Source organism: Aeromicrobium sp. 9AM (genome assembly GCF_902506105.1).
GTDB lineage: Bacteria > Actinomycetota > Actinomycetes > Propionibacteriales > Nocardioidaceae > Aeromicrobium.
This window is the reverse complement of the sequence record NZ_LR733304.1, coordinates 1,977,011-1,989,407: the sequence shown is the minus strand read 5'-3', so window position 1 is coordinate 1,989,407 and position 12,397 is coordinate 1,977,011. Positions and strand designations below refer to the sequence as shown.

Here is a 12,397-nt window from a genome sequence, read left to right as displayed (position 1 = left end):
CGTGCTCCTAGAGGTCGTAGGCGGCGGCGAGCTCGGGATCGCGCTCAGCCAGGGCCTTGGCGAGATCGAGCATGACCTGGCACTGCTTGCAGGACGCGTCATCCTCCATCTTGCCGTTGATCATCACGGCGCCGGAGCCGTCGCCCATCGCCTCGACGACCTCCTTGGCGTGTGCCACGTCGGCCGGGTCGGGGGAGAAGACCTTGCGGGCGATGTCGATCTGCACCGGGTGCAGGCTCCAGGCTCCGACGCAGCCGAGCAGGAATGCGTTGCGGAACTGGTCCTCGCACGCGACGACGTCCTTGATGTCACCGAACGGGCCGTAGAACGGCAGGATGTCGTTGGCCGCGCAGGCGTCGACCATGCGCGCGATCGTGTAGTGCCAGAGGTCCTGCTGGTACGTCGTGCGGCCCGCGTAGAGGTCGTCGCCGGTCGGATCCTCGCGCACGAGGTAGCCGGGGTGCCCACCGCCGACGCGGGTCGTCTTCATGCGGCGGCTCGCGGCGAGGTCGGCCGGGCCGAGGGAGATGCCCTGCATGCGCGGGCTGGCGCCGGCGATCTCCTCGACGTTGGTCATGCCCTCGGCGGTCTCGAGAATCGCGTGCACCAGGATCGGCTTGGTCAGCCCGGCACGTGCCTCCAGCTGCGCGAGCAGTCGGTCGACGTAGTGGATGTCCTGGGCGCCCTCGACCTTGGGCACCATGACGACGTCGAGCTTGTCGCCGATCTCGGTCACGAGCGTGATCAGGTCGTCCAGTGCCCACGGCGAGTCGAGGCTGTTGATGCGGGTCCAGAGCTGTGTCTGGCCGAAGTCGGTCTGCTTGGCGATGTCGACCAGGCCCTGCCTGGCAGCTTCCTTGTTCTCGGTCTTGATGGCGTCCTCGAGGTTGCCCAGGATGATGTCGACCTTGGTGGCGATCTCCGGGACCTTGGCCTGCATCTTCGCGTTGCTCGGGTCGAAGAAGTGGATCATCCGGCTCGGGCGGAACGGGATGTCCGCGACCGGGGTGGGTGCGCCGACGGCCAGAGGACGAAGGAAGGCTCGGGGATTTCGCACGCGGTTCACTTCTTTCCTGGTGAGGACAAAACTTCTCTCAGTATGTCCATCGGCCGAGGTCAGCGGCTAGGGCGGGGGTCACACCCCCGTACAGCCGAGCGGAGCGAGGTCAGGCGCCCGGGCGTAGCCCGGCAGCGACGAAGTCGCTGGGGCGGCGAGCGCAGCGAGCCGTGCGCCCCATCATGATCGACGTCTCGACCTCCGCGACCGGACGGTGCTCGATGCCCTTGGGTATGACGTAGACGTCGCGAGGACCGAGCACGACATTGCCGTCACGCAGCTCGATCGTCAGCTCGCCGTCGAGCACCATGAACAGCTCGTCGGAGTTGGGGTGCAGCGCGCGGCTCGTTCCTCGCCGCTCAGCGACTTCGTCGCTGCCGGGCTTCGCCCGGGCGCTTTGACCTCGCTTCGCTCGGTTCATTGGTCACTGCGGTACATGCCCTCATCGTGCCACCGGGCGTCAAGATCCCGTCAAGGTCCGCTAGCGCCGCGTCAAGGCGGGCCGATCACGCCGATTCCGGGTGTGCGATGAGGTCATGACCTTCGATTCCGCAGTCCTGCTGGTGATCGTGATCGGCCTGCTGGCCTATCTCGTCGCCGCCCTGATCCTGCCCGACAAGTTCTGAGCCGCGCATGAACGACACCGTCTCCGGCCTGCTCATGCTCGGCCTCCTCGTCGCCCTGCTCGCTGCTGTGTACGCCCCGGTCGGCGACTACATGGCGCGCGTCTTCACGACCTCGTCGCACTGGCGGATCGAGAAGCGCCTCTATCGCCTGATCGGGGTGAACCCGGACTCGGAGCAGACCGCGCGCTCATACACGCTCAGCGTCCTCGGGTTCTCGCTGGTCAGCATCATCGCGCTCTACCTGATCCTCGTCGGGCAGAGCCTCCTGCCGTTCGATCGCGGATTGCCCGGCATGCCGTGGGAGATGGGGCTCAACACCTCGATCTCGTTCGTCACGAACACCAACTGGCAGTCGTACGGCGGTGAGTCGACGCTGGGCTTCGCCGCCCAGGCCGGTGGGCTCGCGGTGCAGAATTTCCTGTCTGCGGCGGTGGGCATCGCCGTTGCGGTCGCCCTGATCCGCGGGTTCGTGCGCTCACGCAGTGGCGAGCTCGGCAACTTCTGGGTCGACCTCGTCCGCGGAACCCTGCGCATCCTGCTGCCGGTCGCCTTCGTCGGCGCGATCCTGCTGATCTCGCAAGGGGCGATCCAGAACTTCGGCGATCACACGGTGCACGCGATCTCGGGCGGGACCCAGGTGATCCCCGGTGGTCCGGCAGCCAGTCAGGAGTCGATCAAGGAGCTGGGCACCAATGGTGGTGGCTTCTTCAACGCCAACTCCGCGCACCCGTTCGAGAACCCCACACCGTTCAGCAACCTGCTCGAGATGTTCTTCATCCTGGTCATCCCCATCAGCCTGACCCGCACGCTGGGCACGATGGTCGGCAGCCGGAAGCAGGGCCTGTCGATCCTCGGCGCGATGACGTTCCTGATCGGAGCGGCCGTCGCCCTGACGACATGGGCAGAGGTCGGCGCGCACTCGCAGGCGGCGAGGCTCGCCGGCGGAGCCATGGAGGGCAAGGAGACCCAGTTCGGCACCTGGCTCTCGTCGATGTTCGCAGTGTTCACCACCGGCACCTCGACCGGCGCGGTCAACGCGTCACACGACTCCTTCACACCGGTCGGTGGAGGCACGGTCCTGGTCAACATGATGCTCGGCGAGGTCTCGCCGGGCGGGGTCGGCGCCGGTATCTACGGCATCCTCGTCATGGCGATCCTGACGGTGTTCATCGCCGGGCTGATGGTCGGGCGTACCCCAGAGCTCCTCGGCAAGAAGATCGGCCGCAAGGAGATGACGTACGTCGCGCTCTACACCTTGAGCGTGCCGGCGATCGTCCTCGTCGGAATCGGTGCCGCGATCGCACGATCCAGCACCACCGACGTCATGGGCAATCCGGGCGGCCACGGATTCAGCGAGGTGGTGTACGCCTTCACGTCGGCAGCCAACAACAACGGCAGCGCATTCGGCGGCATCACCGTGACCTCCGACTTCTTCCAGCTGTCCCTGGCTGCGGCGATGCTGCTCGGCCGGTTCATCCCGATCATCTTCGTGCTCGCCCTCGCCGGCTCACTCGCCAAGCAGGGCAAGGTCCCGGTCACGGCCGGCACGTTGCCCACCCACACCCCCTTGTTCGCCGGTCTGCTCGTCGGCGTGATCCTCCTGATCACGGGCCTGACGTTCTTCCCGGCACTCGCACTCGGACCCCTCGCGGAGGCTCTGTCATGACGCTCCACTCCCTCCTTTCGCAGCTGCCTCAGGCCCTGCGCAAGCTCGACCCACGCCACTTGTGGCGCAGCCCGGTCATGTTCATCGTCTGGATCGGGTCGTTGATGACGACCGTCATCGCGATCACCGATCCCAGCGTGTTCGCCTGGACCGTCGCGGTGTGGCTCTGGCTGACGGTCGTCTTCGGCAACCTCGCCGAAGCCGTCGCGGAGGGCCGCGGCAAGGCGCAGGCCGCCTCGCTGCGTGCCGCTCGTACGGATGTCACGGCGCTTCGGATCAACCCCGACGGCACCGAGTCGCAGGTCGCCGGCACGGCACTCAAGAAGGGTGACCGTGTCCTGGTCCAGGCCGGCGAGGTCATCCCCGGCGACGGCGACGTCGTCGAAGGTGTCGCCTCGGTCGACGAGTCGGCGATCACCGGAGAGTCGGCTCCCGTCATCCGGGAGGCCGGTGGCGATCGATCGGCCGTCACCGGCGGCACCAAGGTGCTGTCGGACCAGATCGTCGTCGAGATCACCTCGGCGCCGGGCGAGACGTTCCTCGACCGGATGATCGCGCTGGTCGAGGGTGCGTCACGCCGCAAGACGCCCAACGAGATCGCCCTCTCGATCCTGCTGGTGAGCCTGACGATCGTGTTCCTGCTGGCGGTGGCCACGCTGCGACCGATGGCGGACTACGCGGGCGCTCCGCAGAGCACCTTGGTCCTGGTGGCGCTTCTGGTGTGCCTCATCCCGACCACGATCGGCGCATTGCTGAGCGCGATCGGCATCGCCGGCATGGACCGGCTCGTGCGGGTCAACGTGCTGGCCATGTCGGGCCGCGCGGTGGAGGCCGCCGGTGACGTCAGCACGTTGCTGCTCGACAAGACCGGCACCATCACGTACGGCAACCGGCAGGCCTCGCGGTTCGTCCCGGCGGAGGGGGTCACGGTCGAGCAGATGCGCGATGCGGCACGGCTCTCGAGCCTCGCGGACCAGACGCCCGAGGGCCGCTCGATCGTCGAGCTCGCGCTGGCTCAGGGAGCCGACGACAACGACCTCCCGGTCGGAGCCGAGTTCGTCGAGTTCACGGCGCAGACCCGGATGTCCGGTGTCGATCTGGCAGACGGACGCACGGTCCGCAAGGGAGCGGGCTCGTCGGTGGCCGCGTGGGTCGGTCGGGACATGGATCCCGGCGTGCGCCTGACGATCGACGAGATCGCCGGCAGTGGCGGTACGCCCCTCGTGGTCGCGGAGTCGAACGGGCAGGGCGCGAAGGTCCTCGGCGTCGTGCACCTCAAGGACGTCGTCAAGGAGGGCATGACCGAACGCTTCGCCGAGCTGCGTCGCATGGGCATCAGGACCGTCATGATCACGGGCGACAACCCGCTGACGGCCGCATCGATCGCGGCGGAGGCCGGCGTCGACGACTTCCTCGCCGAGGCCACCCCTGAGGACAAGATGCGGCTGATCCACAAGGAGCAGGAGGGCGGTCGCCTCGTCGCAATGACGGGTGACGGCACCAACGACGCTCCCGCACTGGCTGCCGCCGACGTCGGGGTGGCGATGAACTCCGGCACGTCCGCTGCCAAGGAGGCCGGCAACATGGTCGACCTCGACTCCGACCCGACCAAGCTGATCGACATCGTCGCCATCGGCAAGCAGCTGCTCATCACCCGCGGAGCCCTGACGACGTTCTCGATCGCCAACGATGTCGCCAAGTACTTCGCGATCATCCCGGCGATGTTCCTGGCGGCGTACCCCTCGCTGGACTCGCTCAACATCATGAAGCTCTCGACGCCGACGTCGGCGATCACGTCCGCCGTGATCTTCAACGCGCTGGTCATCGTGGCGCTGATCCCGCTCGCCCTGAAGGGGGTCAAGTTCCGCGCCGCGTCGGCCGAGTCGGTGCTGCGCCGCAACATCTTGGTCTACGGCGTCGGTGGCGTGATCGCACCGTTCATCGGGATCAAGCTCATCGACCTCATCGTCTCGACCATCCCAGGAATCGGATAACCCATGAACAAAGACTTCATCCGCCAGACCTTCGTCGGCCTCAAGATCCTGCTCGTCATGACCGTGGTGCTCGGGATCGCGTACCCCGCAGCGGTGTGGGGCGTCGGGCAGGTCGCGTTCCACGACAAGGCGAACGGGCAGATCGTGTCGCAGGACGGCAAGGACGTCGGCTCGGCCATCATTGGCCAGAACTTCAAGGTCAAGGATCCCGAGTGGTTCCACGGCCGACCCTCCGCGGCGGAGTACGACGGGCTGGCCTCGGCCCCGTCCAACCTCGGACCGTCCAACCCGGACCTGCTGAAGGCGATCAAGGAGCGTCAGCAGGAGATCGCCAGGACCGAGGGCGTCGACGTGTCGGAGATTCCCGCCGACGCCGTCACGGCATCGGCCTCGGGGCTCGACCCGTACATCTCACCGGAATACGCGGCCCTGCAGGTGGACCGGGTGGCAAGGGAGCGCAACCTCTCGGCGTCGGCCGTCAGGGCGCTCGTCAGGGACAACACCTCGGGTCGCCAGCTGGGGTTCCTGGGGGAGCCGAAAGTCAATGTCCTGAGGCTCAACCTGACGCTCGAACGACTGTGACGGCGGGCCAAGGTGCACACTGAGAGCGTGCGCAACGAGGCGAGGCAGCGGGGCATCCTGCGGGTGTACCTGGGTGCCTCGCCCGGCGTCGGCAAGACGTTCGCGATGCTCGACGAGGGGCAGCGTCGCGCAGCCAGAGGCACCGATGTGGTCATCGGGTACGTCGAGACGCATGGCCGCGTGCACACCGAGGAGCAGATCGGCGAGCTGGAGGTGATCCCGCGCCGGAGCATCGAGCACAAGGGCACCGTGCACCAGGAGATGGATCTCGACGCGGTGCTCGTGAGGCATCCCGAGGTGGTGCTGGTCGACGAGCTCGCCCACACCAACATCCCGGGTGCCCAGAACGAGAAGCGCTGGCAGGACGTCGAGGCGTTGCTCGACGCCGGCATCTGCGTCATCACCACGGTCAACATCCAGCACCTCGAGTCGCTCAACGACGTCGTCGAGTCGATCACCGGCATCCGTCAGCAGGAGACGGTGCCGGACAAGGTCGTACGCCAGGCGGACGCCATCGAGCTCACCGACATGAGCCCGCAGGCGCTGCGCCGCCGGATGGCGCACGGCAACATCTATGCGCCCGACAAGGTCGACGCGGCCCTGTCGCAGTTCTTCCGCGAGGGCAACCTGACGGCCCTGCGCGAGCTCGCACTGCTGTGGCTCGCCGATCGGGTCGACGAAGGGCTCGACCGTTACCGGGACCAGCACGGGATCGACTCGACCTGGGCGGCTCGCGAGCGGATCGTCGTGGCGGTGACCGGTGGCCCGGAGTCGGAGGTGCTGCTGCGCCGGGCGGCACGCATCGCATCGCGCATCGGAGGAGGGGAGTGGCTGGCGCTCTACGTGACGCGCGGCGACGGCCTCGTCCAGATGGACCCGGCCCGGCTGCACAAGCTGCACGTGATGACCGAGGACATGGGCGGGACGTTCCACACCGTCGTCGGCGATGACCCGGCCACCGCGATCCTCGAGTTCGCCAAGGCGGAGAACGCGACGCAGGTGCTGATCGGGGCCAGCCGACGGGGCCGCATCTCGACGCTCGCCAACCCGGGCATCGGGGAGATCGTGATCTCCGAGTCCGGCGACATCGACGTGCACATCGTGACGCACGACCAGGCCCGCAGGAAGCATCGCAACATCCGGGGGACGCCGGAGCTGAGCCGGCGGCGACTGGCATACGGGTATGCGATGGGAGCTCTCGGCCCGCTGGTCCTGTCGGCGCTGCTGCTGGCGACCCCCGACTTCCACGGCCTGCCGACCGAGTCGATGCTCTACATGGCGCTCGTCGTGGCGACCGCGATCACCGGTGGCCTCCGTCCGGCGATCGTCAGCGCCTTCGTCAGCGGCTTCGCACTCAACTTCTTCTTCACGCCGCCGTTCCACCGGCTCACGGTGGCGAGCGGGGAGAACGCCTTCGCGCTCGTGCTGTTCGTCATCGTTGCGATCGCGGTGTCGTCGGTCGTGGATCTCGCGGCCCGCCGAACCGTGCAGGCCGAGAAGGCGAGCGCCGAGGCGGACGCGCTCACGGTGCTGTCCCACAGCCTGCTGCACGCGGGCGACATGCGAACGTTGCTCGCCAGCGCATGCGAGCTGTTCGGCATGCGGGGTGCGGCGATCATCGGGACGGACGGCGAGATCACGATCGGCTACGGTGCGCCGATCCCCAACCTGGATGCCGCCGACGTCAGCGTCAAGGTCGACGACGAGTCCCACCTCGCGCTGATCGGCCGGTCCCTGGCTGCGGCCGACCAGCGACTCCTCAAGGCGTACGCGGCGCACGCGTCGGTCCTGGGCGAGCGCCGACGCGCGATGAAGGCCAGCAGCGAGCGCCGGGTCCTGGAGGAGACCGACCGCACCCGCACAGCGCTCCTCGCGGCTGTCTCCCACGACCTCCGATCGCCGCTCGCCGCCGTCAAGGCCGCCGTCAGCAGCCTCCGCAACGACCAGATCGCGTGGTCGCCCGAGGATGAGGAGACGCTGCTCGCGACTGTCGAGGAGGGCGCGGACCGGCTGGACGACCTGGTCGCCAACCTGCTCGACATGAGCCGGCTGCAGATGGGTGCGATCAACGCCCACGTCGACGAGGTCGAGCTGGAGGCCACGATCCAGACCGCGCTGTCCTCGTTGGTGGGCAGGGAACGGGTCGACACCGATGTCGCGGACGACGCTGCCCTCGTCGTCGCCGATGCGGGCCTGCTGGAGCGGGTCGTCGCCAACCTCGCGGGCAACGCCCTGGCGTACGCGAGCGCGGATTCGCGCGTACGCGTCGACGCCTCCGCTGCGGGCACGCGGGCACTGATCCGGGTCATCGACACCGGTCCCGGCGTGCCGCTCGACCAGCGCGAGCGACTCTTCGAACCGTTCCAGCGACTCGGCGACGTTCCGCGCGGCGAGGGCATCGGACTGGGGCTCGCCGTCGCACGCGGCCTGACCGAGGCCATGGGCGGTACGTTGACCGTCGAAGACACGCCCGGCGGCGGACTCACGTTCGTCCTGGACCTGCCGCTGACCGGAACGGTGCTCGATGGAGGGCAGACATGACGTTCGTGCTCGCCGTCGACGACGACCCGGCGATCCTCCGCACGCTGTCGATCAACCTGCGCGCCAGGGGTTATGACGTCGAGACGGCCGGTGACGGACGCTCGGCCCTGCAGATCGTCGACGAGCGCATGCCCGACGTCGTGATCCTCGACCTCGGGCTGCCGGACCTCGACGGCGTCGCAGTGCTCAAGCGGTTGCGGGCCTACACAAAGGTGCCGGTCGTCGTCCTCTCGGCCCGGCACGAGTCGGACGACAAGGTCGAGGCGCTCGACGAGGGAGCCGACGACTACGTCACGAAGCCGTTCGACATGGAGGAGCTGCTGGCCCGGGTTCGCGCCGCCATCCGGCGCAGCGGCGGCGACGGCGCTCCGCTGGTCGTCGAGTCCGGTGACGTACGCCTGGACGTCACCGAGCGCAAGGCGACGCGGGCGGGCGAGAACGTACGCCTGACGCCCACCGAGTGGCACATCGTGGAGGTGCTGGCGCGGCGCGAGGGCCGTCTGGTGCGCCAGGGGGAGCTGCTGCACGAGGTGTGGGGACCGGCCTACGACCGGGAGACCAACTACCTGCGCGTCTATCTCGCCCAGATCCGGCGCAAGCTCGAGCGCGACCCCTCGAAGCCGTCGATGTTCATCACCGATCCCGGCATCGGCTACCGGCTCGTCGTCTGACCGCGCGGGTCAGCGTTCGACAGCGCCGGCGTCAAGATCGCGTCAAGGTTTCGGCGTGGTCGATCAAACCCGGTTGTGGCGCGCAACCATGGACTCATGGGCACCCGATGGTTCCGGCAGCATCGATCGTTCGTGCTCGCGCTCGCGGCAGGTCTGCCTCTCGTGTGGTGCGCCGTGGCGGCGCACCTGAGGGGTGACGTCACGGCGGCTACGGCAGCACTCGTGCTGGTCGCCATCGTCGTGGGCGCTGCCACGACGGGCGACCGGGTCGCCGGGATCGTGGCGGCGGTCTCCGGGGGGTTGTGGTTCGACTTCTTCCTCACCGAGCCGTTCCATCGGTTCACGATCGAGGACTCGGACGATCTCGAGGTCACCCTCTTGTTGGTGCTGGTGGGAGTCGCCGTGACAGAGCTCGCGATCTGGGGCGGTCGCCAGCAGGCCGAGGCCAGTCGCCGGGCAGGCCACCTCAACGGGCTCATGGCCACGTCCCAGATCATCTCGGGCCAGTTCTCGCCCAGAGCCCTAGCCGATCAGGTCGCTGCCCACATCGCGGAGCTCCTCGACGTCGACTCGTGCCAGTTCATCGAAGCCGGAGCGGTCCCTGCTGACGGCGCCGTGATCGAGGCGGACGGCGAGGTGCGGCTGCGGGGGAGGATGCTCAACGTCGACCGTGACGGTCTCCCGACGCTCGGCGAGGTCGTGCTGCCTGCGCGGCGCAGCGGGCGCGTGGCGGGTGTGTTCCTGATCGTCGCCGCGACCCAGATCGTACGACCGACGCTCGAGCGGCGTCAGGTGGCCGTCCTGCTGGCTGACCAGGTCGGCGCAACCATCACTAACGTCTAGTCCTTAACAGGCTGGCTCATCGTGACTAGCCACCCTAGTCATTCGTGATGGAATCGCGCCCAAACCCTCGAATTTCAGGCTCTATGTCCCATTTGAGCGTGACGTACCCCAACTGATGCAGTTGTCTGAGTAATCACAGGTCGAGGCGCACTCCCATTTGCCCGGCCGAACCGCAGCAGGGGAACTTTCCCCTGTCTACGACTCGAACCGTTCCGTGCAGGGGCGATACGGATGGAGTTTTCCAGATGAAAAAGATTCTGCTCGTACTAGCGATGATTGCGGCCAGCGTGTTCCTCGCGCAGCCGGCCGTCGCAGACGACGACCCGGTGGCCGCAGCAGCGACCACGGACGGCGACACCGGCAACGACACTGCGCAGGAGGAAGAGGCGACGCCCGAGGCGCTGCCCGAAGATCCTCCTCAGGCTGCTCCGGACGCGCCCCAGGACACCACGACTCCGCCGGCCAGCGAGGACAACTCCTCTGACGCGCCAGACACCAAGGACGAGCCGGCCCCTGCCGGTGACGAGAACAAGGCTGAGGAGCCCGGCGACGAGAACGCCGGCAACTCCCCGCCTGCGGTGGAAGCGGCACCGGTCAAGATCAAGATCTGCCACTCCACCTCGTCCGAGACCAACCCCTACGTCGAGAACTCCCCGAACGCCAGTGGAGATCTCCACGGACACACCGGTCACACCGGAGGAATCTTCCCCGCCGACGGCTGGGGCGACATCATCCCGCCGTTCACCTTCGGGAACGTCAACTTCCCCGGCATGAACTGGACCGACGCGGGCCAGGCCATCTACAACAACAACTGCAACCTGCCCAACGAGGTGCCGGTCCCGCTGATCAACGCGACGGCCGTGCCGCCGACGGCAACCCCGCCGAACTGTGCCGTCGACGGGACCCTCGTGCTGCCGACCACCACAGGCGTCATCTACGAGGCCACTCCGGCTGGCACCGGACCGGGCGACTACACGGTGACCGCGTCAGCCGCAGTCAACTACGTGCTGACCAACCCGCTCTACGAGGAGCACATCACGGTCCTGCCGAAGCTGACCGGACCGCAGTGCGTGATCGCCGGGCTCTCTCCGACAGCAGCAGGCGCGAGCGTCTCACCTGCGACGTGCTCCGCCAATGGTGGGCTGGTTCTCGACAACACCGACAAGGTGTTCTACATCGTGATCCCGATCGGCACCCTGCGGATCGTCACGGCGCTGCCGAAGCCTGGCTACTACATGACGAACTTCCCGTTCCTCAAGTTCCTGAACATCCCGCAGAAGCTGACCGGCTCGCAGTGCGACAGTGTCGACCTGACGATCTGTCACCGGACGAACAGCAACGTCAACCCGTACAACGCGATCGGCCCCGCCACGGCCGGCGTAGCGAACGGTCACGACACGGAGCACGAGGGTCCGATCTGGAACCCGACGCTGAAGGCCAACCACGTCGAGTGGGGCGACATCATCCCGCCCTACCACTACAACGACATGGACTATCCCGGCCAGAACTGGACTCCGGAAGGCATCGCGTTCTACAACGACGGCGCATGTGACGGAGCCGGGATCATTCCGACCGAGCTCACAGCGGAGGCTCCGATCGCGGATCCTGCCACCTGTGAGGAGGACGGTTCGCTCGTCCTGGCGGAGACGCCCAACGTGGTCTACACGGTCGAGCCGGTGTACGACGGACCGGGCAAGTACACGGTGACCGCAAGCGTCGTGGACGAGGAGTTCGTGCTCACCGGTCAGACGGTCTTCAACGTCACGGTCGACGAGAAGCTGCCGACCGCGGACTGCGTGTCACCCGAGGAAGGCGGTGAGGACCCGGCCAAGGAGGACGACCTCCTGCCTGACACGGGTGGCCTGCCGCTGTGGATCCTGCTCATCGCAGGCCCCATGACAGCAGCCGGACTCATCATCTTGATGCGTCGGGAGCCGGTCAGCCGTACGTCGACCGGTGGTGGGATGCCGTCCTACTCGCTGATCCTGCCGCCGGCTCCCAAGCCGCTCGGCATCAAGCGGGCGCACGCCACGACGGAGCACATCGGCTTCATGAAGGCCGTTGGCAACGTCGTCGCCGCGATCGGCTCGTTCCTCCGCGGAGGACGTCGCTGATCACACACTGATCGCAAGGCAGGGGAGTCGCTTCGGCGGCTCCCCTCTTTGCGTTCCCGGCGAGAAGTCGCCCTGTGGATTTCGTAGCCCATCGTGACTACCGCAGGGGGCCCGGACTGATCAAATCGCCAGAATTGCGGCAGATTCTCGACGTACAGCGTGACGCGTGCCACACAAAAGCGGTTCTCTAGACAGCACAGGTACGCGGCGCACTCCCACTTTGCCGCCACCAACACGCAGCCGAGGAATCCCCCTTGACTACGACTCGCACCGTTCCCGTGCAGGGGCGATACGGATGGAGTT

The 12,397-nt window shown here is 67.4% G+C and carries 10 protein-coding genes; 8 read left to right on the top strand and 2 right to left on the bottom strand.

All coding sequences use genetic code 11. The annotated features are described in order from the left end of the window. Nucleotides 1-7: 7 nt before the first annotated feature. Nucleotides 8-1,057, bottom strand: coding sequence for a CoA ester lyase (locus BOSE46_RS16190; protein WP_159541211.1), 1,050 nt, complete (start codon nt 1,055-1,057; stop codon nt 8-10). 109 nt (nt 1,058-1,166) lie between these two features. Further along, nucleotides 1,167-1,478 (bottom strand): cupin domain-containing protein, encoded by a 312-nt coding sequence (locus tag BOSE46_RS16185; protein WP_159541210.1) that lies wholly within the window; start codon nt 1,476-1,478, stop codon nt 1,167-1,169. 115 nt (nt 1,479-1,593) lie between these two features. On the opposite strand from BOSE46_RS16185, the gene kdpF reads away from it, so the two are divergent. From kdpF to BOSE46_RS16145, 8 genes are all read left to right on the top strand, one after another. Continuing rightward, nucleotides 1,594-1,683, top strand: coding sequence for a K(+)-transporting ATPase subunit F (gene kdpF / locus BOSE46_RS16180; RefSeq protein WP_082582392.1), 90 nt, complete (start codon nt 1,594-1,596; stop codon nt 1,681-1,683). A 7-nt stretch (nt 1,684-1,690) separates the two neighbouring features. After that, on the top strand, nt 1,691-3,349 hold the full coding sequence (kdpA, locus tag BOSE46_RS16175; protein ID WP_159541209.1) for a potassium-transporting ATPase subunit KdpA: 1,659 nt from the start codon (nt 1,691-1,693) through the stop codon (nt 3,347-3,349). Further along, nucleotides 3,346-5,343, top strand: a complete 1,998-nt coding sequence (kdpB, locus tag BOSE46_RS16170) for a potassium-transporting ATPase subunit KdpB (protein WP_159541208.1) — start codon at nt 3,346-3,348, stop codon at nt 5,341-5,343. The genes kdpA and kdpB overlap by 4 nt, the downstream gene beginning before the upstream one ends. A 3-nt stretch (nt 5,344-5,346) precedes the next feature. Then, entirely contained in the window at nt 5,347-5,925 is a 579-nt protein-coding gene (gene kdpC, locus BOSE46_RS16165; RefSeq protein ID WP_159541207.1) for a potassium-transporting ATPase subunit KdpC, read from the top strand. 27 nt (nt 5,926-5,952) lie between these two features. Beyond that, on the top strand, nt 5,953-8,466 hold the full coding sequence (locus tag BOSE46_RS16160) for a sensor histidine kinase KdpD (protein WP_236551776.1): 2,514 nt from the start codon (nt 5,953-5,955) through the stop codon (nt 8,464-8,466). Further along, entirely contained in the window at nt 8,463-9,137 is a 675-nt protein-coding gene (locus BOSE46_RS16155; protein ID WP_159541206.1) for a response regulator transcription factor, read from the top strand. The genes BOSE46_RS16160 and BOSE46_RS16155 overlap by 4 nt, the downstream gene beginning before the upstream one ends. 96 nt (nt 9,138-9,233) lie before the next feature. After that, a complete protein-coding gene (locus BOSE46_RS16150) occupies nt 9,234-9,980 on the top strand; it encodes a DUF4118 domain-containing protein (RefSeq protein WP_159541205.1) in 747 nt (248 codons plus the stop codon). Between the two features lie 245 nt (nt 9,981-10,225). Further along, nucleotides 10,226-12,094 carry a hypothetical protein gene (locus BOSE46_RS16145; RefSeq protein WP_159541204.1) on the top strand — a complete coding sequence of 623 codons (1,869 nt, stop codon included), beginning with the start codon at nt 10,226-10,228 and terminating at the stop codon, nt 12,092-12,094. Nucleotides 12,095-12,397: the final 303 nt, after the last annotated feature.

Excerpts from the sequence above, each read along its gene's own strand:
- BOSE46_RS16185 (WP_159541210.1), bottom strand. The coding sequence starts at position 1,478 with ATGAACCGAGCGAAGCGAGGTCAAAGCGCCCGGGCGAAGCCCGGCAGC.
- kdpF (WP_082582392.1), top strand. The coding sequence starts at position 1,594 with ATGACCTTCGATTCCGCAGTCCTGCTGGTGATCGTGATCGGCCTGCTG.
- kdpA (WP_159541209.1), top strand. The coding sequence starts at position 1,691 with ATGAACGACACCGTCTCCGGCCTGCTCATGCTCGGCCTCCTCGTCGCC.
- kdpB (WP_159541208.1), top strand. The coding sequence starts at position 3,346 with ATGACGCTCCACTCCCTCCTTTCGCAGCTGCCTCAGGCCCTGCGCAAG.
- kdpC (WP_159541207.1), top strand. The coding sequence starts at position 5,347 with ATGAACAAAGACTTCATCCGCCAGACCTTCGTCGGCCTCAAGATCCTG.
- BOSE46_RS16155 (WP_159541206.1), top strand. The coding sequence starts at position 8,463 with ATGACGTTCGTGCTCGCCGTCGACGACGACCCGGCGATCCTCCGCACG.
- BOSE46_RS16150 (WP_159541205.1), top strand. The coding sequence starts at position 9,234 with ATGGGCACCCGATGGTTCCGGCAGCATCGATCGTTCGTGCTCGCGCTC.
- BOSE46_RS16145 (WP_159541204.1), top strand. The coding sequence starts at position 10,226 with ATGAAAAAGATTCTGCTCGTACTAGCGATGATTGCGGCCAGCGTGTTC.